This is a genomic window from Scytonema sp. UIC 10036 (genome assembly GCF_009725235.1).
On sequence record NZ_WJFC01000095.1, the window covers coordinates 1 to 26,523 of the forward strand.

Here is a 26,523-nt window from a genome sequence, read left to right on the forward strand (position 1 = left end):
TGTGCTAGTAGAAGAGGAGGGGGAGAGAGGGAGAGGGCGGTGGAATGGGAGATAAAGGCTTCGGTGACTAATATTAGACTTGCTAGAACAGGAAGACTATATCTATAAGACTTACATATAGCTCTTCTTGTTAAGCTACTGTGTACACACAAGTTAGATCTACCCCCCTTAGTCCCCCCTTGGAAAGGGGGGAGATCGGATTTCCGGTTCCCCCCTTGGAAAGGGGGGAGATCGGATTTCCGATTCCCTCCCTGAGTTCGCTCTTGGAAAGGGGGAAGATTGAACCTTCGGTTCCCTCCCCTTTGCAAGGGGAGGGTTAGGGTGGGGTAAGACATAAGCTCAAACTCAGGTTTGTCACATCCCAAAAATATTCTTGAAGTTGCGTAAGTAGATAGGTGAGCAAAAATCGAACTGTGTAAAAATATGTAAACACGTGAAAACCCTTACAAATGACCAATGACACTTTTGTTACATTCACTTTACAAACTTTTGGTTTGAAACGACTGGATTCATATAAGTTTAAATTCATACATTATTATTTGTAACACTTAACTTTTATTCGGTTAAAGATTACAAGAAAATACGATTTTTATCTGTGACTCTTAAAGAAGAGATAATCTCAAATTAAAGACCGCATAATCTTTTGAAGAAACGACTTTTCAACCCTTAATTACTTAGAATAACGCGGCTAGAAACAACTAGTTGCTAGGGAGGATTTATGAACGAAAAAGTCAAATCGGGTTCGCGGAATGTGGCAATTGTTGGTCCATATTTAAGTGGAAAAACTACGTTGCTGGAAAGTTTGTTGTTTGTGACAGGGGCAATTTCGCGCAAAGGCAGTGTTAAAGATGGCAACACTGTAGGAGATAGTGCTGCTGAATCACGCGATCGCCAAATGAGTGTGGAAGTTAGCACCGCTTGCACTGAGTATAGCGATATTCGTTTCACATTTGTAGATTGTCCTGGAAGTGTAGAATTTGCTCAAGAAACTTACAACGCTTTAATGGGCGTAGATGCAGCAATTGTTGTTTGCGAACCAATCACAGACCGAGTCTTAACTCTTGCGCCACTATTTAAATTTCTTGACGACTGGGAAATTCCCCATCTCGTCTTTGTTAACAAAATGGATCGGGCGAATATAAACGTTCTAGATACGCTACACGCCCTGAAAGCCGTTTCCAGCCGTCCCCTAGTTGCACATCAATATCCCATCATGCAAGGGGAAGAACTGATTGGCTTTATTGACTTAGTGAGCGAACAAGCGTACAAGTACCATCCTGGTGCGCCAGCTGACCCCATCCCTTTCCCGGAAGAACTTAAAGAGGAAGAACACATCGCACGAGCCGAAATGCTCGAAGCTTTAGCAAATTTTGATGACCATTTACTAGAAGAACTTTTAGAAGACATCGAACCGCCTCAAGAAGAAATACTCAAAGACCTGAAACTGGAATTAGGAGCAGATTTAGTCGTACCCGTTTTCTTTGGCGTTGCAGAACAAGATTATGGCGTGCGCCCGCTTTTACAAGCTTTGGTTAAGGAAGCCCCCGAACCGGAAGCGACAGCAGAACGTCGCTTAAAAGGTTTATCGAGTAAGTCTCCTGTGGCTCAGGTTCTCAAAACTTACTACACTCCCCAAGGTGGCAAAATCTCTTTAGTACGGGTTTGGCAGGGTAAACTAACTGACGGAGTTGTACTGAATGGCGTTCGTGCTGGTGGTCTTTATCGCCTCATGGGACAACAGCAGGTGCAGGTGAATGAAGCTTCTACGGGTGAAATCGTTGCTATCAGCCGTTTGGAGGGTATCAAGACGGGCGATACTATTTCTTGCGATCCGCAGTCTGTAATGGCATTACCTAAAGCTGAGCAACTCGAACCAGTCTATGCCCTCGCTATTACTCCAGAAAAACGCAATGATGAAGTGAAGTTGAGCGGTGCGATTACCAAACTGCTGGAAGAGGATTGTTCTTTGGCTTGGGAACAACACGGGGATACCCATGAAGTTATTCTTTGGGGTCAAGGAGAAATTCATTTGCAAGTTGCCTTAGACCGTTTGCGCCGTAAGTATAATTTACCCATGACTACGCACTTACCGCAAGTGCCTTACAAAGAAACAATCCGCAAACCTGTTACATCGGTACATGGTCGGTACAAACACCAAAGTGGCGGTCACGGACAGTTTGGTGATGTTTATCTGGATATCCAACCATTGTCGCGGGGTGAAGGTTTTAACTTTAAGGAAACTATTGTTGGAGGTGTTGTTCCCAAACAGTATATCCCTGGTGTGGAGATTGGGGTGCGTGAGTTTTTGGCACATGGTCCTTTGGGTTTCCCCGTGGTGGATGTAGCGGTGACTTTGACGAATGGTTCTTACCATACTGTTGATAGTTCCGAACAGGCGTTTAAGCAAGCGGCTCGTTTGGCTATGCAAACAGGAATACCTAAGTGTGAGCCTACTCTGTTAGAACCTATTGTTCGTGTGGAGGTGAAGACTCCTAATGAATTTACTGCTAAAGTCTTGCAGCTTGTAACTGGTAGGCGAGGACAGATTTTGGGCTATGAGGGTATCGGTAATTGGCACGGCTGGGATAGTGTTGTGGCATACTTACCACAGGCTGAGATGCAAAACTTTATTGTGGAATTGCGATCGCTGACTCTTGGTGTTGGTTCTTTTCATTGGGAGTTTGACCATCTTCAGGAGGTTCCTGATAAGTTAACTGAGCGCATTCTTGCAAATAGTCATGCTAATGGGGGGAATGGTAAATAGTTTTTAACCGCAGATGGACGCACCTTCGACGCAGATAAAATAGCAAAATTTCTGCGTCATCTTTATTTTTATAAGCTTTCAGGACTTACGCATAGCCCCGATGGGAATCCCCGAATATTGGATTGTAGATTATGCTGCATTGGGCGGGCGTAAGTTTATCGGCAAGCCCAAACAACCTACAATTACTGTTTGCGAGTTGATTGACGGTGAATATCAAATGACCCCGTTTAGAGGTGATGATTTGATTGCGTCACCTACTTTTCCAGAGTTGAATTTAACCGCACAACAGGTTTTTGGCTCTGTGATTTAATTTAACCGATTCCGCGAAATTCCCCATCCGTCTGTAGCGGCGGAGTAGTTCATAATCCCCTATCACTTTCACCAGTGGTAGGGTATAAATGCATTTTGGTAAAGTTATACTTTTACATATCATTCTTGATTGAACAGATCTCGAACTTTCCTAAGACTGTGCCGCTTTGTTTCTTTTGAATGGTGTGTCAAAAACTCCATCAAATCTTGATTTTGCCCAGTTAAAGCCACCTCGCAGGTAAGTTTCAACTAAATTTACGTGTCTATATTGCCGAGCTTCTTTTAAATAACGGTTAACCGCTTCTCGATTTGCTAGATAAAATGCGATCGCTCCATAGACTTGTTCAAGTGTTAGGACTGGAAAGCTTTGAACAATACTCTCAGGTAAGGTGTTAAAATAAGTTAATACTAGCTTATTTTAACTTTGAGCTAAACTTTTAGAGTGTATTAATGGTAACGCTTCAATTACGGCAATTAAGTGTTCCACCAGGACACAGAGTGCTCTTTCACGATGTTAGCTGGCAAGAGTTTGAGGCAATTCTGGAAGAACTTGGCGAACATCGAGTTTCTCGTTTGGCTTATAGTCGAGGAACTTTGGAGATTAGGATGCCATTGCCGAAACATGAAAAAACCAAAGTTCTTATTGGAGATTTGGTAAAGATTTTGCTTGAGGAATTGTCCATGGACTGTGAGCCTTTCGGGTCAACTACTTTTAAACGAGAGGACATGGTTCAGGGTGTTGAACCTGATGACTCCTTCTACATCCAAAATTACGCTCGGATGATTGGTAAAGATCGAATAGACCTTACTGTCGATCCACCCCCAGACTTGGCTATTGAAGTTGATGTCACATCCAAAACTCAATTGGATGTATATGAAGCACTAAGTGTTCCGGAACTATGGCGGTATGAAGATGGCAAGCTACAAATTAACATTTTGCAGCATGGGAAATACGTAGAGTCTCAAATAAGCCAAATTTTTCCCGATTTGCCAATTTTTGAAGTTATTCCCCAATTTATTGAAGAAAGTAAAACTATAGGTAGAAGTTTAACATTAAGAAAGTTTCGGGAATGGATTGGAAAACAAACAATTTCTGATGCTTGAGTCTGAAATATTAGTCTATGGTAGTAATTATAGCAGCGTTCCATTTGCGTAATCAGGTGAGAAAGTGATAAAAAGTACCACTATGGAACAAAGAACCATTTTGATTGTTGACGATCGCGCTGAAGATAGGGAGGTTTATCGCCGCTATTTGCTCCAAGACCATGAGTACCATTACACGATTTTGGAAGAAGAATCAGGAAAAGGAGGATTGATGTTGTGTCAGCAGTTCAATCCCGATAGCATCTTGGTAAATTACGTGTTGCCTGACATGAATGGGCTGGGATTTCTGGCGCAACTGAAACAACAGGTACAAGGAAATGTTCCGCCTGCGATCGTGCTTGCTGAACGAGGTATTGAATCTGTTGTTGTGCAGGCAAGGAAAAGGGGTGTGTGGAATTATTTGATAAAGGAGCAAATGACTGCGAACGATTTACTGTTTGCATTGAATAATGCTATAGAATATGCTCGGTTGCGGGAAAGCCAGAAGTTGCTTCAAGAGATTACTAACACAACTCCTGGTATTTTATACGTTCAAGACATTGTAGAACGGCATAATATATATATCAATCGTCAGACAACAGAAGTTCTTGGTTACACACCCGAACAAATTCAAGACATGGGACAGGGTGTGCTTGAGGAGTTGATGCATCCTGAGGATTTAGTTCGAGTCCCCGAACACTTCCAACTTTTTGATTTAATTGAAGATGGCAAAATTTTAGAGTTTGAGTATCGGATGCGGCATGCTAATGGGGAATGGCGTTGGTTTTGCAGTCAAGAAACTGTATTTAAAAGGAACTCTGAGGGTTCGGTGCAGCAGATTTTAGGTACAGCACTTGATATTACCAGGCACAAACGGGCAGAAGTTGCGCTGAAACAGCAGTTGTTAAGGGAACAACTCGTCACAAAGATTGCCCAACACATTCGTCAATCTCTCAAGCTTGAAGAAATTTTCAGGACAACTGTAGATGAAGTAAGGCAGTTTCTTCAAACCGATCGCGTGCTTCTTTTTCGCTTGGAACCTGATGGAAGTGGTACTGTGGTTATGGAATCTGTCAGCCCTGAGTGGACTCCAATTCTATCAACTAATATTTTCGATCCCTGTTTTCGAGATAGTTGGGCTGAACCCTATCGTTTGGGACTTGTGGTTGCAAAAACGGATATCTACAACTCAGGAATCGATCCGTGCCATGTTGAGCTACTCAAGCGGTTTCAAGTGAGGGCTAACTTAGTCGTTCCCGTGCTTCAAAAGGAGCAATTGTGGGGATTGCTGATTGCTCATCACTGTCAAGCTCCCCGACAGTGGCATCAAGTTGAAATTGATTTACTTAAACAGTTGGCAACTCAGGTGGGAATTGCTATCCAGCAGGCTACACTTCTCGAACAGGCTGAGGCAGCTAACCGTGCCAAAGATGAATTTGTCGCAATGGTAACGCATGACTTACGGACTCCCTTGAATGCTATCCTGGGTTGGACTCATCTGTTGCGTCATCTTAAGTTAGATGAGGCAGGGGTTGCTCGTGGGTTGGAATCTATCGAGCAGAGTGCTAAGTTTCAAGAAAAATTGCTCGAAGATTTGCAGGATATCACGCGTATTATCCAAGGGCAGTTGAAGCTTCAAGTGAGTGAAGTCAATTTGGTGGATGTCATTCAAGCAGCACTTGAAACTGCTTACCCCCTCGCTTACGATAAAACTTTATGCTTAGAATCAATAATTGACAATTCTATTGAAACTATTTCCGGCGATCCCAAACGCTTACAGCAAGTTTTAGGCAATTTGCTCTCTAATTCTATTAAATTTACTCCAAAGGGAGGCAGAATTGAAGTACGGTTAGAGCGGATTGATGGTTTTGCTCAAATTAAAGTCAGCGATACGGGTTGCGGCATTAGTGCGGATTTTCTTCCTTACGTGTTCGAGCGCTACCAACAAGCTAAAGGCGATCGCCAAAGAGATGGCTTGGGTTTGGGGTTAGCGATCGCCCGTCACTTAGTAGAGTTACACAATGGAACCATAGAAGTTACCAGTCTAGGTCTCGGACATGGAACTACTTTTACCATTAAGCTACCGTTAGGAATTATGAATTATGAATTATGAATTATGAATTATGAATTATGAATTATGAATTATGAATTTATAATTCCTGTGGTGCAGGTATCTTGCCTGCTCTTGAAATAAAAACGGGCAGGATGGCTGCACTACAATATTGGATAAAATTTCTCTACTAACCTAATTTTAAGACCTACTATGAGTCAATATCCACAAACTTGGTATATAGTCAAGCGTAATTCAGGCAATTGCGAAATAATCCCTAATAGTCAATCTGATGAAGAAAACAATTCAGAAATCATTGAACAATGGGGACCGTTTGAATCTCAAGGGGAAGCGATCGCTAAGCGCATAGGACTCATTAGATCCGGCAAATGCCAACCCGTATAGAAATTATGAATGATGAATTATGAATTTTTTTCTCTTTCATCATTCATCATTCATCATTCATAATTTTCAAGTTCCTGCTCTAGGATTACCTTTTTGAGCAATTTCTTTACCTAACACTTCTAAAGCTTTAGCAAACTGAGGGTCTTGTAGAGTTCCTACTTTTTCACGTTCGCCAAGCCATAAATCCTGTCGCTGTTTATCATTTAAATCTACCACCACATCAGGGTGAATTCCCGACTTATTAATATCCTTTCCGCTAGGGGTAAAGTACTTAGCGATTGTGACAGCGATGCCCGATCCATCATCCAGAGGACGAACAGATTGTACCAAACCTTTACCAAAGGTTTGACTGCCGACAAGTACAGCACGTTTGTTATCTTGTAAAGCGCCTGAAAGAATTTCACTAGCACTTGCTGAACCTTTGTCTACCAAAATCACCAATGGTTTGTTAGTTAAAGCACGTCCATTAGCGGTTTCTCGTTCTACTTCTGCATAGCGATCCTTAGTAGAGACGATTGTGCCGTTATTCAACCACATTCGAGCAATTTCCACACTTGAGAAGAGCAATCCACCAGGATTATTTCGTAAATCTAGAATATATCCAGCGACTTGTTTGTTTTCTAAAGTTCTGATTGCCTGTTGCATTTCCTTAGCAGCGTTGGCGCTGAACTGCTTCAGACGGATGTAACCAATATTACCTACCTGAGTTTGTTTAGTGCTCGCTTCTACAGGATGGATTTCAATCTTTGCGCGTGTAATTTTAAACTCTTTCGGCTGATTGTTCCGCAGAATTGTCAAATTTACCGATGTTCCCGGTTCGCCTCGGATTAAGGATACAGCTTCATTAGTATCCATGCCCTCTGTGCTTTTTCCGTTAATTTTGGTAATAATATCCTTTGCTAAGATACCCGCTTTAGCTGCAGGTGTATCTTCGATTGGGGCAATAACAGTTAGTTTTTTGGTTTTTTCATCCATGCCAATTTGGATACCAATACCCGTCAGTTCCCCAGAGGTATCCACCTGCATATTTTTGAATTCCTCTGGGTCCATAAACCGGGTATATGGGTCATCCAACCTTTTCAACATTTCCCGGATGGACTTGTAAGCTTCTTGCTTATTGGTATATGACTTGTTTAAGTATTCCTTACGAACAGCCTGCCAATCTACTTGATTGAAAGTACCGTCTACATATTGGCGTTGAATAATTTGCCAAACTTCATCTACTAATTCTTTTGGACTTTCTTTAAATAAAGCCTGTCCCTGCGAGTGAATGCCAAGGCTAGTGACTGCGATTGTAGCTAATGTCACCGCCGTAGCTCCCAAAACAAGCCCACTTCTTGTAATTACCATAATGACAGCTGCGCCAGACGGAAAATTTTGTGTATTTCAGTATGCTCAATCTAACACAGGGTTCCTCTGTACAGAGTGAACATAATTGCTTATTTCAGCAAAATCCTTTGCAATCCGGCGACCGAGGCGGTTGCCGGTACAAAAATTGTTCAAAACTTTAAGGATCTACCCAGCGTCCATCCGCTTTAATTAAGTTAATCAATTCTTCAACTCCTTTATCTTCTAGAACTTTCTTAATTTCTTCTCTCCCTCTGTAGAGAGATATATAACCAGGTGTTTTACCGACATAACCGTAGTCAGCATCAGCCATTTCTCCAGGACCATTGACAATACAGCCCATAACTGCTATGTCTAACCCAGTTAAATGTTTGGTTGCTTCCCGCACTTGATGGAGAACCTCTTCTAAATTAAACAATGTACGCCCGCAAGAAGGACAAGCGACGTACTCCACCATTGTCTTTCGCAATCCCAACGCTTGCAGAATACTATAGCAGACAGGGATTTCTTTTTCTGGTGCTTCCGTTAGAGATACGCGAATCGTATCGCCAATACCATCAGCCAAAAGTGTAGCAATACCAGCTGTCGATTTAATGCGCCCGTATTCCCCATCCCCTGCTTCTGTTACACCCAAATGGAGGGGATAATCCATACCCAGTTCATCCATCCGCTTTGCCATTAGGCGGTAAGCGGCTACCATCACAGGTACGCGTGAGGCTTTCATGGAAATGACAATGTTATGAAAGTCTAAAGATTCACAAATACGAATAAATTCTATGGCTGATTCCACCATACCTTCGGGAGTATCGCCATAGGTAAACAGCATCCTTTCAGCCAAAGAACCGTGGTTCACCCCAATTCGCATGGCTTTGTCTTGATCTCGGAGAGAAATCACCAGTGGTGCTAGAGTTTCACGAATTTTTTCTCCGATTTCCTCAAACTCTTTGGGAGTGTACTCAGTTCTATTGGGATTTGGCTTTTCAAAAACATACAACCCTGGATTAATCCTGACCTTCTCTATGTGTTGGGCAACTTCCAAGGCAATCTTCATCCCATTATGATGTACATCAGCAACAATCGGTACATCTTGGTATGTTTTGATTAACTTTTGTTTAATTTCAGCTAGCGCTTTAGCATGAGCCATGCTAGGGACGGTAACGCGCACGATTTCACAGCCAATTTCATGCAGGCGACGAATTGCTGCTACAGAACTGTCTATATCTAAGGTATCTTCGTTAATCATCGACTGCACAACAACTGGGTAGCCACCTCCAATGGTGACATTGCCAATTTTTACAGGACGGGTTTTGCGCCGTTTGATCGTGGTGTCAAAGGTTGGTTGACTGTTGACTGGGTTGGAATCTGTAAGTATTGGCAAGGTTTGCATAAGTTAATAAAAGTGATTTTTGTAGCGAGGGTATCAAATTTCAAAAGACTCTGCTTCTCAGATTGCCATAGGAAGGGCAAATTTTGTGATGGATTGGGAGAAAAATTTTTTTGGCGATTGGCGATTGGGGAGACATTGTAGGTTGGGTTGAGGAACGAAACCCAACATCGAGAGAGTCGGGAGTAGGAACGAAACCCAACCATTTAATTCAAGATTCAGTGTTTCTCCCCAACTCCTGCAATATATTATTATATTTAGCTATTTAAGATTGACTTTATAAATAGTCTCTTAGAACATATTTGAAAATTTGAGATGAATTGCTAAACTAGAGCTATTACTAAATTAATTTATAAGCATGATAGAAAAAACTTCGACATTCCAAAAAGCGATCGAGGCTGTAGAAGCCCTCGATCTAGAAGCTCAGGCTATTCTTGTGGATATTCTTCAAAAGCGCCTTAAACAACAGCAAAGAAATGAATTATTAAAGGCTGTTGCAGAAGCCGAGCATGACTATGCTCAAGGAAATGTACGTCGTGGTTCAGTGGCTGATTTGATGGCGGAGTTGGATAATTGAAAAATATAGTTTGGAGTTCTGCATTTGTTCGTGCCTTGAAGCGTCTAGTTCGCAAGAATCCTGAACTCCGTCTTCAAATTGAGTGGGTACTCCAACTCCAACAACTGGCTGAAGATCCATTTCAACCCAGTCTAGGAAGTCATAAACTCAAAGGTGATTTATCGGGGAAGTAGTCTTGTTCTATTGACTATAGCAATCGTCTTATATTTATGTTTGTTACCAATCCCGATTCAGGTCAGGAAGAGATTTTATTATTGATTTTAGGTTCTCACGATGATGTCTATTAATAAACTCCCTAGGGTCAAAATTAAAAATAGAGCGATTGGTAGGTTAAAACAGTTATTGGTAAAGACATTAGTTGAATCATGAACATCTCAACCTCAAACCAATTACCAATTCCACCTCACTTTAACCCCCAAAAAGTTGGTGAAGTCTGGCGAGTTCCCTACCAACAACGTGCAGAAGAAGCAAGAAATTGGGCAAAAAAACACAAGATCCAACCAGCATCTGAAGACAACAATCGAATTTGCCTACTTTTAATAGATGTACAAAATACTTTTTGCCTTCCTGAGTTTGAATTATTTGTTGGTGGCAAATCCGGGACAGGAGCTATTGATGATAATATCCGTTTATGTGAGTTTATTTATCGGAATTTGGGTGCGATCGCCACAATTGTACCTACCATGGATACTCACACAGCCATGCAAATTTTCCATCCTATTTTCTGGGTTAACCAAGCAGGCGAACATCCTATTCCTACTGCTACTCATATTACTCCAGTCGATATAGAGAAAGGAATTTGGAAAGTTAACCCAGGAGTTGCTTACAGCCTTGGATACGAATATGAATTACTGGAAAAACACGCCTACCACTACGTTCAACAGTTAAGCCAAGGCGGTAAATATCCACTGACAGTTTGGTCTTATCACTCCATGTTAGGTGGTATCGGTCATGCTTTAGTTTCTGCTGTAGAAGAGGCAATTTTTTTCCATTGTATTGCTCGTAACAGTCAAACTCAGTTTGAATTAAAAGGTAATAATCCTTTAACAGAAAATTATTCTGTGTTAAGCCCAGAAGTTTTACACGGTTTTGATAAACGCCCTATTGCCCAAAAAAATACTCGTTTAATTCAGCAACTATTAAAATTTGATGCAGTGATTATTGCCGGTCAGGCAAAAAGTCATTGTGTTGCTTGGACAATTGCTGATTTATTAACAGAAATTCAGCAGATAAATCCCGAACTGGCGAAAAAAGTTTATTTGCTGGAAGATTGTACTTCCCCTGTTGTTGTTCCTAATGTAGTAGATTATACGGAAGCAGCCGATGCCGCATTTGAACGATTTGCTTCTGCTGGTATGCATCTGATTAAATCAACTGATGCTATTTTTTAACCCATCAGCATTTCCACTACCCGGAGGTTTTTTTGATGAAATGGCGAGTCATTCTTGAGCAAGATCCAGAAACAGGCGATTGGTCTGCTTGGTGTCCAGAGCTACCTGGTTGTACTTCAGCTGGTGAAACGGAAGAGGAAGCTTTGGATAATGTTAAAGAAGCAATTGAACTTTATTTACAACCCGATGCAATTGAATTAGCTCCTGGCGCAATTACAAAGGAAGTAATTCTCTCATGAGCGAACGAAGCCGCCGTATGACTGCTAGGGAAGTTGAAAATATTTTGAAAAAGTATTAATTTGAACTGATTTCTCAAAAAGGTAGTCACCGAAAATGGAGAAATGAACAACTTGGGGTGCAAGTAATTGTTCCCGAACACCGTGGACGCACTTTGCCCATTGGTACAATGCGTAGTATCTTCCTAGCGGCAAAAATTCCAGAGTCAGAATGGAGAAGTTAACTTGTTTGACCTCATTTCCGTGCTTTGCCTCGCCTAGTAGGGTAAATACAGGAGGCGGAGCCTCTAGGAAGGCATTCCCAGCCTGAGGCTGGGAACGAGAGACGAGAGAGCCTGAGAACGATAGAAAGCGCTTACTCTACTCACGTGGTGTTCCCTCCCGGTTCTCGGTTCCCTTTCATAATCGTATTACTTTTGTAAATACCCCCGTGGATCTTGAGCCGTCCAACCTAAGGACGAACTGGAACGTACTTCAAAATGAAGGTGAGATTGATTGATTGTAGGCGTTCCGGTTGTACCTACAGTCCCTACTAAATCTCCTTTTTTGACTGGCTGCCCCACAGAAACTTTAATGTTATCAAGATGGGCATAACGGCTTTGCAACCCACCACCGTGATTAATAATGACTAAATTACCATAAGTTCCCTGTTCTTTGGCAAAAGCAACAGTCCCATCGCCGATCGCTTGCACGGAAGTTCCTGTTTCTGCTAACAAATCTATACCGCTGTGAAAAAACACTTCACCGTTGGTAGGATTGGTTTGCCAACCATACGAAACCAACACTTTTGTCGTTTCTGGTAGTGGATAACCGACTAATTTCGTTGGAGTTAAAGTGGAATTTGGCGTATTTGTGACAACAGAACCGGGCGATCGCTTAGACGGTACAAATACAACTCTAGGATTTTTCTGACAACCGTTCACCTCAAAAAGAGCATCCGGACGAACCTTATATCTAACTGCGATTTGTCGCCAAGTTTGTCCGCGAGGTACTTCAACTACAATTCCGTTATAAGGAGGAATTTGAACTTCACTTCCAACAGTCAACTTGCTGTTTTGTAAAGCCGGATTCATGGCAATAATAGTTGTTGGGGTGAGATTGTAGCGTTGAGCTATACTTGCCAAAGTTTCACCTGTAGCAACGGTATGCCGTCTAAAGCGTTCCAGTGCTGGAGTTTGGCAACCCGTCCCTTGTGTTTGTGCGGCGGAGGGGTTTGAGTGTATATACACTACCCCAAAAATGTTAGCGATTATTGTACTGAGAAACAGTAGACGATAAGGAAAAGTCATGTATATAAAGGAGGCACTCAACTCTAGATTTTAGACGGTAAAAGCGGATGAAAGGTTGTTGGTTGTTAGTTGTTGGTTGTTAGTTGTTGGTTGTTGGTTGTTAGTTGTTGGTTGTTAGTTGTTGGTTGTTAGTTGTTTTCCCACCAACCACCAACCACTAACCACTAACCACTAACCACCAACCACCAACCATTAACCACTAACCACCAACCACCAACCATTAACCACTAACCACCAACCACTAACCACTAACCACTAACCACTAACCCTTAACTATTTATGAAATTATCCTTAAAGCAACTGACTATTTATTTATCCCTACTATGTATTGGCGGCGCTGCGGGTTTACTTGGTAGTCTATACCTCCCTTCACAAAATCGCTTATTTCGTGAATTAAGAAATGTTACAGTTTCTATGCCTTCAGAAACCTCAGTTTCAAATCCTGTTGGAACACAGGTTGGGGTTCCCAACGGCGATAACGTGAATTTTATTGCATCTGCTGTTCAAAGAACTGGACCTGCTGTGGTGCGAATTAATGCAACCCGCAAAGTCGCCAACCCTATCTCAAACGCCTTAAAAAATCCTCTCCTGCGGCGATTTTTTGGAGAGGAAGAACAACCATTCCCCAGCCAGCGAATAGAACGGGGTACGGGTTCTGGATTTATTTTGAGCCAGAACGGACGAATTCTCACGAATGCTCACGTAGTTTCAGACACGGATACCGTACAAGTGACTCTCAAGGATGGTCGAACTTATGAAGGAAGGGTGATAGGAGTTGATAGCGTGACAGATGTAGCTGTTGTCAAAATTTCAGCAAACGAGCTACCAACGGTGACATTAGGTCATTCACAAAATTTAATACCGGGGCAATGGGCGATCGCTATTGGCAATCCTCTAGGGTTAGATAACACGGTTACCATTGGCATTATCAGTGCTACAGATCGTACCAGCGCTCAAGTTGGTGTTCCTGACAAGCGAGTCAGCTTTATCCAAACTGATGCGGCAATTAACCCAGGTAATTCAGGTGGTCCTTTATTAAATGCTCAAGGGGAAGTCATCGGTGTAAATACTGCTATTCGCGCTGATGCACAAGGATTGGGTTTTGCCATTCCCATCGAAACTGCTGCTCGCATTGCGAATGAACTTTTTACCAAAGGACGCGTGCAACATCCCTTCTTGGGAATTGAGATGGTTGATTTAACCCCTGCTAAACAACAGCAGCTCAATCAAGACCACAACTTGAACATTAAACAAAATGTTGGTGTCGCGATCAAGGGCGTTGTAGAAAACTCTCCAGCACAACGGGGAGGACTCCGCCCTGGGGATATGATTCAAAAGATTAACGGTAAATCAGTCAAAACAGCGGCTCAGTTACAAAGACAAGTAGAATCAAGCGCTGTTGGCGACATTTTAGAAATAGAAGTCAACCGCGACGGAAAGAATCAGAACCTTAAAGTACAATTGGGCACTTATCCTCGTTAAGTGTCAAGTGTCATTTGTCAATGGTCATTTGTCATTTGACCAAGGACTTTTGACTAATGACCATTTGATAAATGATCTAATTGCATTCTCTGTTCCATTTGACGGAGGAAATACCCAGTCATCATGGCAGATGCCAACAGCCCAGCCAGGTTGTCTCTGTCTGTGGTAATTTGCACGTTGAAATTTTCGGATGGTAACATCCCAACAAGCCCTTGGACGTTCTGCGAAATGATTTGTTTAATTTCAGGACTAACCGACTGGGCGACGCGTGCTAAAACTTCAGGCGGCTGATGCTGCAAATACTTGAGCAACTTATTGGGATTATCCTCTAAGCCCTCATTCAGAAGTTGGCTGGGGTGTTCCTCAGGGTAGTCATTCAAAAAGTTTGGATCAAACACCATTGGCAAATTTTTTTAGCTGAGTTGCTTATTCTACTCTAAACCATACTAGAAAGGACAGCCCTCTGTCAGGAGTACTAGCATTCATTCTGAGGATAGAACTCCATTGATTTGAGGTTCGGCTCGCAGTTCTAGCTCTAGTTGTCTTTGCTCTTGAGTATTAAAGAATGGTTGGGGAAGTTGCTCAATTTGAAAATACTGGTGAAATTTTGAGGTCACTTGCAAGGAGTAAGATCGCGACTCACTATCCCGGCGTTTTTTTACAAAACCGAGTTCAACCAGTTCTTGAACTTGTTGATATGCACCTGAACCGCGCAAATTTATCAAGTCGCTTTGAAGGATTGGGCTGTGTAAGGCAATTGCCGCCAAAGTCCGCAATGCCCCTACTCCCAATTCTACTGGAATGAGAGTTTGCACCAAATCGTGAAAATCAGATCGCAGTTGCAAACTATAACCATCTGGGGTTTCTACGATTTCTAAGGCGCTATCTCGTCGGGCATATTCGTCAATCAGATCGATTATGCCTTCCTCTACTGTAGCGCGATCGCAGGCGGCATACTCGGCAAGTTCGCTGATAGACAGGGGCTTACCCTTTAAATAGAGAATTGCTTCTATTTTCGTCGTGTTACTACGTTTCATTATCTCGGAATTATTTGGAGTAATTTGGGGTTAATGGGACTTAACCACCCCCCAAACTACACATTTGCTCAATTTGAGCGCTCCCTTACGGGGTATTGTTTGCCTCGACACGGCTTAAGAGCTTGTTAATAGGTTTTGGTGTGTACTGTGTGACGCAGCCATGTTCCTTGCCCGACGCTTGAGACTGGCTAATCTCATTAAGTCATCACTCTTAAGCGGACTGAAACCCTTACGGGTAACTTTGAAACTGGTTCAAAGTTGAGTCATGGTGGAGTCAGCAAGACGAATTACTCCGTTTTACTCTGGATTACTCCAGTTCACTTACTCCTCTTTGACAGATGACAAAGGACAAATGACGAAGGACAAATAACAAGTGTTTGGGAACTTATTACCATAATATTTAGCACAAGTCAAGACTTTTTTTCACCAAGCTCGAAATATCGTAGCTCAAGACCATTTTAGATTTGGATTGGGGGTGCAGGGGAGGAAAAAACGGCTTAACCGACAAGTATTGCCCCCAACCCCCCGATAAATTGGGGGGCTTTGCGTAAGTCATGTTGGATTGAAAAAGCCTGACTCGAACTGGATTTTACCCAACTATATATTGCCAACATTTTTGGAATTGGTATCGATTGACCCAAATTATTGTTATAACGTACTTCAGCTCTCAGTTAGCCTAGTTTTAAGAATAAATTCCGCAATTGCCAAATCCTGTGGAGTTGTCAGTTTCAAATTAGTTTCTTCTCCTTGAACAATCCTGACTTCAATGCCACACCTCTCAAACAACGCAGCATCGTCAGTCACCTCCCAACCTTGACGTACACCTTCAGCATGACACTGTTTTAATAAATTAACATCAAAACCTTGGGGAGTTTGAGCTGCCCACAGTTGCTCTCGGTTAGGAGTGCTTTGAATGATGCCATTTGTTGCGACAACCTTGATGGTGTCCTTAACTGGTACGGCAGCAATCAAGCCAGGGCAATGGCGAATCACTTCAGCACACCGATTAAATAAATCCGGTGTCGCAAGACATCTAGCTCCATCATGAATCAAAACTTGTTTTGCAGAGCTTGGTAACGCCAACAACCCATTGTGAACTGATTCTTGACGGGTAGCACCTCCTGGAATTAGTTCCACAGGCTTAGTGAGATTCAAACTGGCAATAATCGTTTTAAAGTCTTCCCAATCATTGGGCTGGGAGATAATTCCCATCCAATCAATTTGATTTGCAGCCTCTGCCGCTAGGAGAGTCCACGCTATTATAGGACGCGACTGCACCATCAGAAGGAGTTTATTACGGGTACTCCCCATTCTTTTTCCGGAACCTGCAGATGGAATTAATAAATGCACTTGATTCCTCGTTTATACTGACTAATGGCTAATTGCTCATAGCTAATGGCTAATGGAACAATTAGCCGTTAGCCATGAGCAATTAGCAGTTCTAAATCCCTATATTCTCCTAAAATAAGGAGCGAATGAGCGTCAAAATATCTTATGCGAATAGTAGCCCTTGTTCCTGGCGGAATTGGCGATCAAATTCTTTTCTTTCCGACTTTAGACGATCTAAAGCGGAATTTACCGAAAGCTCAAGTAGATGTCGTCACCGAACCTCGGTCAAAGACTGCTTACCAAGTCAGTAAGTCAGTTAATGATGTCCTGGCTTTTGATTTCAAAGACCGTAACAGTCTGGCAGATTGGGGTAACTTGGTTGGTACGATTCGCGATCGCGAATACGACATAGCTATTGCTATCGGGCAAAGCTGGTTGGTGGGTCTTTTGCTTTGGTTGACTGGAATTCCTACCCGTGTTGGTTATCATGGCAAAGGCTCTGCTTTTCTCACCAACCCAGTTCCTCTCAAAACAGGGCAGTATGCCGCTTGTATGTACCACGATTTGTTACAAGTTTTAAACATTAAATCTCCATGCCCGGAATTGTCAGTCAATGTGCCAAAACAAGATATTGATTGGGCGAGTGCAGAACAACAACGGCTGGGAGTCAAGGAAACTGGCTACGTTTTAATTCATGGGGGTGCAAGCGAATTATCTCAAGTCAAAGGTTTTGATAAAATTTACCCTGTTGAGAACTGGCAGAAAATTATTCAAGATTTTCAACAAAAACAACCCAATATGCCCGTAGTTGTTATCCAAGGTCCCGAAGACGAACAGTTTGTACGCAGTCTTAAAGAGTCCGCACCGGGCATTAAAGTCAGTTCTCCCGATGACATCGGTAAGCTAGCAGCTATGATTGCTGGGTCAAATTTAATGCTTTGTACTGATAGTGCGCCAATGCATTTGAGTGTAGCTGTTCAAACTTATACCATTGCTCTATTTGGTTCCACAGATCCTTCTAAGCTCTTACCTAAGAGCGAAAAGTTCCTTGCCATTAAATCCCCTACCGGGAAAATTGAGGATATTTCTCACTCAGTTGTCTTAGAGAAAATTTGGGGCGGTTGAGGCTCGGCTACCTGTAGAGTCTGACATTCTTTAGTTATCTAAAATCCGCTCTAACTTAAGGCGGATTTTATTTTCCTATCCAAAAAAATGGTATGAAACTTGTATATATTAACCTTTTGGAGAAAAAAATATTTTTTGCTAAAAGCTGGCTGAAGTTAAAGATTTTAGGTAGATTTATTTAGAGTCCCTATTAATATATGTAAGCTAGAATACATTTATTTCGGCTTCTCCACATGAGTATTAGCTGTAAGTCTTGCCAAATTGCTATTCTAACAGCTTAATCATTGATGGCAACTCTAAGTTAATAAGAAAGGTAGGAGACAAGAGACAGAGGGCAGAAGGAGGCAGAAAAAATGAAGGTATAAGTAAATTTAGAGAAGCTAGTACCCAATTTGGGCAAGGCTGGACAGAAAAATTTGGTAATCAAGAAGGGCTTACTCCCGAACCGCCAGCTATATTACCTAAATCCGTGGGGGAGCTACCTTCGTGTGCGTCTTTAGAAATTAGAGGTTTTTAGATGAATTAATTTTGACTAAAAGTTTACGTTAAAACAAAAAATACTGACTTCAGTGCAGCAATATTGAGGATTCTCGGCTTCTTGGCTTCTTGGCAAACACTTTTTGCCCTCAATCTTAAGTGCGCTACATTTGTGTGTTCCTAAACTTCCCTCTTGCTGTCAGGCTGGTGCATCGAAACAGAATGTGACGAAAATATTTAAAGGAAAAACAAATGGCGATTCGGTTACATAGCTACATCAGCAGTGGTAAACGTTACATCCAAGTAGAGAGCCAACTATCGCACATCACCGGTGTTTTTAGAAGATACATACATTTAGAAAATACCCAAGATATCAAAAATGTATGTTTCGAGTGTGAGGAAGATGGAACAATAACTTTCTATCAAGCCGCTATCTCTGCTGAGTTTACTCCATCAGGAATTTGGACTTATCTTATCTATGAATGTCCAGAAGGTGAAGAACAAGTTTTTCTTGATTCCTCGATCGATACAAGTACAATTCCTCTGTTACAACTGTTGACAGGACAAAAACTGGTTCAAGAAACTATTGATATTTATGAGTATCTTAAATATCAGTCCCTTCAAGACGAATATTTGGAAGTACAATTACCTAAACAGTGGCAGACTATCGAAGGTAAGGCGATCGCTAATTTACTCTTAGAAGAGCAAAAAGCATTCCAGTTATCTTCAGTTTTTGCAGAACGCACAGGAACGGAATACAAGAAAGCCGTTTTAAATGGTTTTATTGAAGCAGCAAAAAAAATCTTAGAACAAGGTGGTACTCTCCGAGATTTTGAATTAGCTCAATACGAGGTATTAAAAAGGATAAAGAGCGATGACATGGCAAATTTAATTTTACAATATAATGATTATCGGATTTGGCAGGCAGCATTACCCAGTCAATCTAAAGCTGTTGAGTATGCTTTTCATAAAGCATTGGCTTTGATTGTTAGTGGTTAGTTGATAGTGGTTGGTAGTTGGTGGTTAACAACTAGCAACTAACCACTAACAACTAACAACTAACCACTAACCACTAACCAATTTAAAATAATTCAAATAAAGTATCGTCTAGCTCATAACCTAAAAGTTGAGCCATAGACTGTAAGCGAGCTTTACTGGGAATCCCTTGTTGTCTCAGCCAATCAGTGAGAAGAAACAGTTTGTGCATGAGAAAAATTTCTAATGCTTCAGGATTATATTGAATACCTTCTCTACGACTAAATTGATGCGGTACGAGCATGGCAGTATATCGCACTAATTCTCCTGCTTTCCAATCTAGTAAAAACGGTAACCACGGATAGCGAGTATCCAATCGGATAAACCACAAACGAATTTCTGGCACTTCAGACAGCTCCCTTGGATCGCCTTGTTCTAGTGGATAGTTAATTTCAAAGCACAACTGCTGCTCTTGAGACGCGATCTCTCCCTCTTGCACTAGTTTCTCAATGACTGACACGGCGGGAGACAGATTTAAGGAGTTAATGTGCTCGGTATTGATTGCAATAGTAATTCTCATATTAAAAGGGAACAGGGAACAGTGACAAATGACAAATGACTTTTGACAAATGACCAGTTACTGGTTAGGTGCTTTATTCTTTATACTTTACACTTCATCCTTCCTATAAGTTACAATTTGAATGCCCCCAGGGGGGATAAATGTTGTGGTATCTTAAGTAAAATAAAGTTAAGTAACAATTATTAGAAACATTGGTTAATAATACTTTGTCATCCTACGCTGCTTCTACTGCCTCAGTTCAAGCCGCCCAGCAAAATAAAAACGCGAATATTCCGTTGTTATGGAAATTTGTTGCTCAACCAGCATCCTTAGTCTTTGTGGCTGCAGTATTCTTGGTGTCTGTGCCAGTTTTTATCGAAGCACCATTGGTGCGAATGTTACCTTGGCTGAGCTTAGCTTTAACGGGCGGCTGGGTTTGGCTGAGTCTTAAATTAATGTCACGTCCCTCAACATATATTTGGGGCGATCTGTTGTTAGGGTTTAGTTGGAGTTGGCTAGCAGGCTCAATCTACTGGGGTTGGTTGCGTTGGGAACCCCTGTGGCATTTGCCTGTAGAGTCTATTGGTTTGCCCTTCGCTTTATGGTGTCTGAGCCGGAATTGGGGTAAGATAGGAAACTTTTTTTACTTAGGCTCTCTATTTGGTACGGTCTTAACAGATATATACTTTTATTTAGTAGACTTAATACCTTTTTGGCGTCAAATTATGCAGGTAGAACCTGCGGATGTGTCACCAATTTTGCAAAGTGCTGTAGCTCAGGTAAAAACTCCTTGGGGACAAGTATGGGCGATCGCTCTTGCTTTGGTGTTACTGTCAGTTGGTATTTTGCCTTTACCTCAAAAGCAGAGGCATTGGTACGCTTTTAGCGGAGCCGTGTTAAGTACTATCTTGGTAGATTGCTTATTTCTGGTTGCTGCTATTCTTGCATAATCAGTGACCAGTGATAGGGTATCTGAAAGGGCTTCACAATCAATACAGACCCCCCTCTCTCGTTCTCAGGCTCCGCCTGGTAACGAGGTGGTAAGAAGTTTCGACTGCCCCTCAAAATTAATGCGGTGGACTACTAGTAACCACAAGTATTGTGGGTGTTAATGAGCTGTATATTAGTTTCTGATAGTGCTGTGTTGATTAAGCCACTGGCAATCAGTTTTTGTTGTTAGTCCTTTGCACTCTCATTGGAGGTAAATGGTTCTTGACAAATGATACTTGAGTGCTAGTAGCTTAAAGCTTTTATGTCATTGGATGGAAAGAGGTAAAAAAATCGTGAAAGGATTGGTGCGTTTATTAACTGTTTTTAGCTTGATATTAGGATGCTGGGGATGGTTGGGAATGCCACAAGTAGCCCAAGCAGCTAGTTTTAACGGTCTTGCTTTGCATTCCGCTCCAGTTTTGGCAGTGGAGGGAACTCAAACTATACGCAACCGCGCAGACGCAAAGCTGGCAGATGTATATGGTAAAAAAATCGATCTGAACAATACCAACGTGCGAGCTTTTCAAAAGTATCCGGGATTATATCCTACCCTTGCAAGGAAAATTATCAAAAATGCTCCTTATCAAAAGGTAGAGGATATTTTAAGCATTGAGGGATTGAGCGAGCGCCAAAAACAAATCCTACAGGCTAACTTGGATAACTTCACTGTGACTGAAGCTGACGCTGTATTTACAGAGGGAGATGACCGCTATAACAACGGTATCTACAGATAGAAAGTAGGGACTGGAGACGGGGAAGTCAGTAGGTAGGGCTATACCGCACGTTCGATTTTGGTGGGCTTTAGCCCTACCTACTTTCTTCGATAACAAATAACAAATGACAAATGACTTTTGACAAATGACAATCCTTATTAATTAACTTTATTTGTGACGACCAACTTAGAGAGCCATTTTGATGTCATTGTAGTCGGTGCTGGTGCTGCTGGATTGTACACAGCACTTTGTATACCTGCCGATTTAAAAATAGGTCTAATTACTAAAGAAACACTTTCTCTGTCTGCCAGTGATTGGGCACAAGGAGGTATTGCTGCTGCGATCGCACCCCAAGATTCTCCTTCTTTTCATGTCGAAGATACCATAAAAGCAGGTGTGGGTTTGTGCGATCGAGAAGCTGTAGAATTTCTAGCTAACAAAGCCCCTAGCTGCATTCAATCTCTGATCGAATTGGGCGTTGCTTTCGATCGCCAAGGTAACGAACTGGCATTAACTTTGGAAGCTGCTCATTCCCGCAATCGCGTTCTTCATTCTGCGGACACAACAGGTAGGGAAGTTATTACTACTCTGACAAACCAAGTTCTACAACGCCAAAATATTCAGGTTATTCAACAAGCTTTGGCTTTGAGTCTCTGGCTGGAACCTGAGACAAAACGGTGTCAGGGAATTAGTCTGTTTTATCAAGGTACAGTCACCTGGGTGAAAGCATCTGCTGTGGTTTTAGCCACGGGTGGTGGGGGTCAAGTTTTTGCTCAAACCACAAACCCTGCTGTCAGCACGGGAGATGGCGTAGCAATGGCATGGCGGGTTGGGGCTATTCTTAGAGATTTAGAGTTTGTCCAGTTTCATCCCACAGCCCTTACCAAACCCGGACGTTTTCTCATTAGCGAAGCTGTGCGTGGTGAAGGCGCACATCTGATCGATGGTGAAGGACGCCGTTTTGCATTTGACTATCACCCATCTGGCGAACTCGCTCCTAGAGATGTTGTTAGTCGTGCAATTTTTACTCACTTGCAACGCACTGCGACTGATTTGGCAACGGCTAGTGTGTGGTTGGATATGCGTCCAATTCCTGCTGAGAAAATTCGCCATCGTTTCCCCAATATCATCAAAGTTTGCAACCATTGGGGCATTGATGTGTTCTCAGAACCAGTACCTGTTGCTCCAGCTGCTCATTATTGGATGGGTGGTATTGTCACGGATCTCGCAAACCGAACAAATATTCCGGGTTTATATGCTGTTGGAGAAACCGCAAGCACTGGCGTCCATGGAGCAAATCGTCTTGCTAGTAATTCCCTGTTGGAATGTATAGTGTTTGGAGCACAAATGGATTGTTTGAAGGATGAAGTCAAAAGGGTAAAGGATGAACTTCCAGAATCTCCTTCGCTCCTTCATCCTTTATCCTTTACCATTTCTGAAAGCGAATGGGCTTCTCAGCAAGAATATTTGGAAGCACTCCGGCAAAAAATACCGCGCTTGGTATGGGAACATGCTGGTATATGTCGGGAACAGTCTGGTATGGAAGTTGCAATCGCCACTGTTGAATCTTGGCAAAGGGAAATTGCTACTTTGCCAATCGGTCAATTCTTAAAATCTTTACAACCGACACAATCAGCTACTTTAAATTTACCGGATGTTGAACGGCAAATCAGATTGTGGGCAGAAACTGATAACTTGCTTGATATTGCTTATTTAATTCTTAAAAGTGCTGCCTTTAGAACTGAAAGTCGGGGAGGGCATTACCGTTGCGATTATCCTCACATAGACTCCGATTGGCAGGTACACACTACCTTACAGCATTATAACTGGTGGAAATCCCCTATCTAGTTCCGCTACCGTGCTGACTTTGCGGGCTCCCGTAGTTTGGTGGCTCGTAAGTGTTTTCCGAGATAGCTTTATAGAACACGTCCTCGGAAACGTAAGATGTCAACGCGTCGTCAATAAAGCTGCTGCTGATTGCCGTTTCCGAACCTTTAGTCGCTAGCGTGCTAAATGCTGATGCTGTTTCGACAATTTTAGGAATTGCCATATGTGCTCCAATCAGAAGCGTAATAATGCCTGCGAGTCTTAAGCTTGTTCCCATAAGTCTCAGTAAATCCCCCTTCTTTTTGGTCTATTTAGCCTTAATTGATACTCTCAATTAGACTCAAGTTTTTAGCCTTAGAAAACTTTATTCTTCTACACTTAAAAAACTTAACTCACCTTATAGATGCTTCTAGTTAGCTACTAAGTAATGAGATAATTTTTGTTTTCTGTTTCACAATTAATTTTTATTACTTAGGTACAGTTATTTACATCCTCCTAAAGGGTGAGTTCTAACTAAAAAGTACGACGTTAAAAATCTTCTGAAGTTTGATGCTGGGCTTAACTCCTAGAGTTAATGTGTCATCTTTGCTTCTTTCAAAGACTCCCAATCACTCAGTAAAAACACTTCATATCAAGCGACTACTTAGTTCAAATCAATTAAGCAACAGATACTTTTAGGCTCGTAGTTGCTCCTTAGCGCTAAATGCAAGTACTACACTCCTAAAGTTCTACCGTACTTAAAGACATAAAAAAGGTTATCGTTTAGGTTTATGAGCATACTATATAAGTAAATATAGCTAGATGCAATATCTTTCTGTTGCCATTTCGGCAAGTCATTTCTGGTCTAATGGTATTAGAGAAACTCTATAAAAAATCAATTTTCAGTAGAGCTACACAAATTCATAGCGGTTTTTTCCGAGGAGCTTGGCACGGTACATGGCAGTGTCTGCCTGTCCGAGCAGTGTTTCACTATCGAGGCTGTTGATTGGGTATATACTGATGCCTATACTGGCAGAAATTGTGGTGATATGACCTTCTAAGACAATTGGCTCGGTAAGAGTTGCTAAAATCTTTTCAGCGACTCTCTGTGCAGCCTGGACTTTTGGAATGGCTCGCACAATGACAGTGAATTCATCCCCTCCCAAACGGGCAACAGTATCGCCACTGCGTAGGGAATTATTTAACCGTTGTGCTACGGTAACTAAAAGGCGATCGCCCATTTCATGCCCTAAGGTGTCGTTGATTTGCTTAAAACCATCCAGATCGATAAAGAGTAACCCCAGTAATAAGTTGTTGTTTTGCGCCCATTCCAAAGACTCCTGAAGCTGTTCGAGAAAAAACTTGCGGTTTGGTAACCCAGTGAGAGGGTCATGATATGCCATGTAGCGCAAATTGTCTTGTTTAACTTTTAATTCTTGGTTTATACGGAAGAGTTCTGTAGCTGCGCGTCGCAGTTCTTCTTCGATGAGTTTACGCTTGGTGATGTCTCGAATCACTCCCACTAAAAAGAAATTGCCAGCTGCATCTTTGTGAAGAGAACGTTTAGTGGCAATGACATGGGTATTTCCACTAGCATCTGTAAATTCTTCTTCACTTTCTTGAGGTTGTTGGTTGTGAAATATTAACTCATCCGAGGCTCGAAAAATATCAGCTTCATGTTTGGGGAAAAAGTCATAGTCCGACTTTTCTAATAACGTTTCTTTGGGATGACCAATAAATTCGCAGTACGCCTCATTGAGGACGATCCACTGGTGTTTTTCATTTTTGACGAAAATTGGATCTGGTATTGCGTTGATGACTTGATGCAAAAACTCTTTAGATCGTTTTAACTCTTCTTGGCGATATGCCATCTGGTAAGTGATGGCGATCGCTGAACCACTCAAAGCAAACAACCCAGGTACTATTGGTATCCACCAACCAAATAACAAAGCAAGATAAGCACTTCCTGTAAGTGCAGCTGCGGAAAGTAGGATAATTAAGAAGCTTATACTTGTACGTTGCATCCCCCATTTGATGATGACACCAGCGTAAGCGCAAGCGAAAATCCACGTGTATTCTACAAAGTCAGACCAAACTTTAAGTAAAGGTCTGCCATTGAGTGCTGCTGAAACTAACTCGCTGACAAAATAAGCTTGTAGTTCAACACCTGCTACAGGCTTTGCCGTATCTATCAAACGGCTAGAGTAAGGGATTAAAACAAAATCTTGAACACTGGGTGCTGTTGAACCAATCAAGACAATGCGGTCTTTGAATAAGCTTTCTGACACGCTCTTGGTTAAGACATCACGCATTGATACTGTTGGGAAATGGCAATCATTGTCTTTAGAATTGCTACATATAGCTTTAGGAAAGTTTGATATAATTTGATAACCACCATCATCTGCTCTCACGTAGCTGCCGTCGTTAGATTGAAAGCGGTTGAATGTGGCATTCCCTAACTGTAAATACTGAGGGTTGCTTTCGGCATTTTTGGGAGTAATACCTTCATGCTTTAAATAAAGTAAAGCAAGTTTTAAGGAAAAGCTTTCCCGTGCTTTCTCATTAACTTGCCAGTATAAAATATTGCGTCGTACTTTGCCATCGGCATCATACACAACATTGTTAAAACCCACTTGGTTAAGCTGGTGGAGTAATGGGGAGGGTGGAACGCTAGTATTTTTGTTGTTATTTGATAAGAGTTCAATACCTACTAAATTTGGTACCGACTTAAATGTATCAAGTAATTCTTGGTGACCTGGCTCTACAGGAAGATCGCGGTAGATATCTAAGCCAATCGCCCGAGGTTGGTGCTGTTGTATTTTTTTTATGAGTTGTGCAATATCGCGATCTGGAATTGGCCACGAATTGGAATTTCTTAGAGAAGCTTCATCAATCGCTACAATAGTAATACGTTCTTGTAATGATTCTTTCGGTCGCATCTGAAAAAAATAGTCCAACGCTGTCCACTCTGAAGATTGTAAGAATCCAAGGGAGCGTAACAATAAGATACACATTGTCACGCTAAGAGCGGTTAGTGATTCTTTGCGTACCCTACAAAGTCCTTGTCGCACTGCTAACAAAGACCCAAGTAGATGCTTGCTTGCCTGCTGATTCATTGACAGTTACCAAAAAGGATGAAGTATAAAGGATGAAGTAGAAAAAATTTATCGTTCAGTCTTCACGAAATTCCTTCAT

Annotated in this window: 25 protein-coding genes and 1 pseudogene; 17 read left to right on the forward strand and 9 right to left on the reverse strand. The window is 41.9% G+C overall.

Features of this window, described 5'->3' with window-relative positions; all coding sequences use genetic code 11:
* The first annotated feature begins 718 nt into the window (after positions 1-718).
* The 5 genes and pseudogenes from F7734_RS34255 (at position 719) to F7734_RS34275 (ending at position 6,611) form a co-directional block, all read left to right on the forward strand.
* On the forward strand, positions 719-2,764 hold the full coding sequence (locus F7734_RS34255; RefSeq protein ID WP_155748983.1) for an elongation factor G: 2,046 nt from the start codon (positions 719-721) through the stop codon (positions 2,762-2,764).
* A 100-nt stretch (positions 2,765-2,864) separates the two neighbouring features.
* Positions 2,865-3,074: pseudogene (locus tag F7734_RS34260) on the forward strand (Uma2 family endonuclease); the annotation flags it as partial.
* A gap of 449 nt (positions 3,075-3,523) precedes the next feature.
* Complete coding sequence (locus F7734_RS34265; protein WP_155748984.1) at positions 3,524-4,177, forward strand: Uma2 family endonuclease; 654 nt, start codon at positions 3,524-3,526, stop codon at positions 4,175-4,177.
* Between the two features lie 82 nt (positions 4,178-4,259).
* On the forward strand, positions 4,260-6,269 hold the full coding sequence (locus tag F7734_RS34270) for an ATP-binding protein (RefSeq protein ID WP_155748985.1): 2,010 nt from the start codon (positions 4,260-4,262) through the stop codon (positions 6,267-6,269).
* A 150-nt stretch (positions 6,270-6,419) separates the two neighbouring features.
* Positions 6,420-6,611 carry a DDE transposase family protein gene (locus tag F7734_RS34275; protein ID WP_155748986.1) on the forward strand — a complete coding sequence of 64 codons (192 nt, stop codon included), beginning with the start codon at positions 6,420-6,422 and terminating at the stop codon, positions 6,609-6,611.
* A 66-nt stretch (positions 6,612-6,677) separates the two neighbouring features.
* Here the strand turns inward: F7734_RS34275 and ctpC are convergent, their stop codons facing one another.
* Positions 6,678-7,961 carry a carboxyl-terminal processing protease CtpC gene (ctpC, locus tag F7734_RS34280; protein ID WP_155748987.1) on the reverse strand — a complete coding sequence of 428 codons (1,284 nt, stop codon included), beginning with the start codon at positions 7,959-7,961 and terminating at the stop codon, positions 6,678-6,680.
* A gap of 157 nt (positions 7,962-8,118) precedes the next feature.
* Positions 8,119-9,345 (reverse strand): (E)-4-hydroxy-3-methylbut-2-enyl-diphosphate synthase, encoded by a 1,227-nt coding sequence (gene ispG, locus F7734_RS34285; protein WP_155748988.1) that lies wholly within the window; start codon positions 9,343-9,345, stop codon positions 8,119-8,121.
* A gap of 355 nt (positions 9,346-9,700) precedes the next feature.
* Here ispG and F7734_RS34290 point away from each other — a divergent pair, with 355 nt between their 5' ends.
* The 5 genes from F7734_RS34290 to F7734_RS34310 all read left to right on the forward strand — a co-directional run bounded on the left by F7734_RS34290 (position 9,701) and on the right by F7734_RS34310 (position 11,770).
* Positions 9,701-9,919: a hypothetical protein gene (locus tag F7734_RS34290; protein ID WP_155748989.1), complete on the forward strand. Its 219-nt coding sequence runs from the start codon at positions 9,701-9,703 to the stop codon at positions 9,917-9,919.
* Positions 9,916-10,092, forward strand: coding sequence for a plasmid stabilization protein (locus F7734_RS64130; protein WP_166482326.1), 177 nt, complete (start codon positions 9,916-9,918; stop codon positions 10,090-10,092). Before F7734_RS34290 ends, F7734_RS64130 begins: the two co-directional genes overlap by 4 nt.
* 192 nt (positions 10,093-10,284) lie before the next feature.
* Positions 10,285-11,310: an isochorismatase gene (locus F7734_RS34300; protein ID WP_155748990.1), complete on the forward strand. Its 1,026-nt coding sequence runs from the start codon at positions 10,285-10,287 to the stop codon at positions 11,308-11,310.
* A gap of 35 nt (positions 11,311-11,345) precedes the next feature.
* Positions 11,346-11,549 carry a type II toxin-antitoxin system HicB family antitoxin gene (locus F7734_RS34305; protein WP_155748991.1) on the forward strand — a complete coding sequence of 68 codons (204 nt, stop codon included), beginning with the start codon at positions 11,346-11,348 and terminating at the stop codon, positions 11,547-11,549.
* A gap of 68 nt (positions 11,550-11,617) precedes the next feature.
* A complete protein-coding gene (locus F7734_RS34310; RefSeq protein ID WP_347566336.1) occupies positions 11,618-11,770 on the forward strand; it encodes a type II toxin-antitoxin system HicA family toxin in 153 nt (50 codons plus the stop codon).
* Positions 11,771-11,956: 186 nt separating this feature from the next.
* Here F7734_RS34310 and F7734_RS34315 read toward each other — a convergent pair whose 3' ends face one another.
* Entirely contained in the window at positions 11,957-12,835 is an 879-nt protein-coding gene (locus F7734_RS34315) for a M23 family metallopeptidase (RefSeq protein ID WP_155748992.1), read from the reverse strand.
* A gap of 279 nt (positions 12,836-13,114) precedes the next feature.
* Here F7734_RS34315 and F7734_RS34320 point away from each other — a divergent pair, with 279 nt between their 5' ends.
* On the forward strand, positions 13,115-14,317 hold the full coding sequence (locus F7734_RS34320) for an HhoA/HhoB/HtrA family serine endopeptidase (protein ID WP_155748993.1): 1,203 nt from the start codon (positions 13,115-13,117) through the stop codon (positions 14,315-14,317).
* Positions 14,318-14,370: 53 nt separating this feature from the next.
* Here the strand turns inward: F7734_RS34320 and F7734_RS34325 are convergent, their stop codons facing one another.
* The 3 genes from F7734_RS34325 to ispD all read right to left on the reverse strand — a co-directional run bounded on the left by F7734_RS34325 (position 14,371) and on the right by ispD (position 16,704).
* Positions 14,371-14,718 (reverse strand): DUF760 domain-containing protein, encoded by a 348-nt coding sequence (locus F7734_RS34325; RefSeq protein WP_017746814.1) that lies wholly within the window; start codon positions 14,716-14,718, stop codon positions 14,371-14,373.
* A gap of 81 nt (positions 14,719-14,799) precedes the next feature.
* A complete protein-coding gene (gene scpB, locus F7734_RS34330; protein WP_155748994.1) occupies positions 14,800-15,354 on the reverse strand; it encodes an SMC-Scp complex subunit ScpB in 555 nt (184 codons plus the stop codon).
* A gap of 660 nt (positions 15,355-16,014) precedes the next feature.
* Positions 16,015-16,704, reverse strand: coding sequence for a 2-C-methyl-D-erythritol 4-phosphate cytidylyltransferase (gene ispD, locus F7734_RS34335; RefSeq protein ID WP_166482327.1), 690 nt, complete (start codon positions 16,702-16,704; stop codon positions 16,015-16,017).
* 144 nt (positions 16,705-16,848) lie between these two features.
* On the opposite strand from ispD, the gene F7734_RS34340 reads away from it, so the two are divergent.
* From F7734_RS34340 to F7734_RS34345, 3 genes are all read left to right on the forward strand, one after another.
* Complete coding sequence (locus F7734_RS34340; RefSeq protein ID WP_155748995.1) at positions 16,849-17,808, forward strand: glycosyltransferase family 9 protein; 960 nt, start codon at positions 16,849-16,851, stop codon at positions 17,806-17,808.
* A gap of 253 nt (positions 17,809-18,061) precedes the next feature.
* Positions 18,062-18,325 carry a hypothetical protein gene (locus F7734_RS61000; RefSeq protein ID WP_166482328.1) on the forward strand — a complete coding sequence of 88 codons (264 nt, stop codon included), beginning with the start codon at positions 18,062-18,064 and terminating at the stop codon, positions 18,323-18,325.
* 212 nt (positions 18,326-18,537) lie between these two features.
* Positions 18,538-19,284, forward strand: a complete 747-nt coding sequence (locus F7734_RS34345) for a hypothetical protein (protein WP_155748996.1) — start codon at positions 18,538-18,540, stop codon at positions 19,282-19,284.
* Between the two features lie 82 nt (positions 19,285-19,366).
* Here the strand turns inward: F7734_RS34345 and F7734_RS34350 are convergent, their stop codons facing one another.
* Positions 19,367-19,840, reverse strand: a complete 474-nt coding sequence (locus F7734_RS34350) for a CRR6 family NdhI maturation factor (RefSeq protein WP_155748997.1) — start codon at positions 19,838-19,840, stop codon at positions 19,367-19,369.
* Positions 19,841-20,031: 191 nt separating this feature from the next.
* Here F7734_RS34350 and F7734_RS34355 point away from each other — a divergent pair, with 191 nt between their 5' ends.
* The 3 genes from F7734_RS34355 (at position 20,032) to nadB (ending at position 23,370) form a co-directional block, all read left to right on the forward strand.
* Positions 20,032-20,769, forward strand: coding sequence for a DUF3120 domain-containing protein (locus F7734_RS34355; protein WP_155748998.1), 738 nt, complete (start codon positions 20,032-20,034; stop codon positions 20,767-20,769).
* Positions 20,770-21,081: 312 nt separating this feature from the next.
* Entirely contained in the window at positions 21,082-21,543 is a 462-nt protein-coding gene (gene psbU / locus F7734_RS34360; protein WP_155748999.1) for a photosystem II complex extrinsic protein PsbU, read from the forward strand.
* A gap of 153 nt (positions 21,544-21,696) precedes the next feature.
* Entirely contained in the window at positions 21,697-23,370 is a 1,674-nt protein-coding gene (gene nadB / locus F7734_RS34365; RefSeq protein WP_166482329.1) for an L-aspartate oxidase, read from the forward strand.
* On the opposite strand, the gene F7734_RS34370 is transcribed toward nadB, so the two are convergent.
* Entirely contained in the window at positions 23,363-23,626 is a 264-nt protein-coding gene (locus F7734_RS34370; RefSeq protein ID WP_155749000.1) for a hypothetical protein, read from the reverse strand. The two genes, nadB and F7734_RS34370, sit on opposite strands and share 8 nt — an antisense overlap.
* 613 nt (positions 23,627-24,239) lie before the next feature.
* Positions 24,240-26,444 carry a CHASE2 domain-containing protein gene (locus tag F7734_RS34375; RefSeq protein WP_155749001.1) on the reverse strand — a complete coding sequence of 735 codons (2,205 nt, stop codon included), beginning with the start codon at positions 26,442-26,444 and terminating at the stop codon, positions 24,240-24,242.
* Positions 26,445-26,523 lie beyond the last annotated feature (79 nt).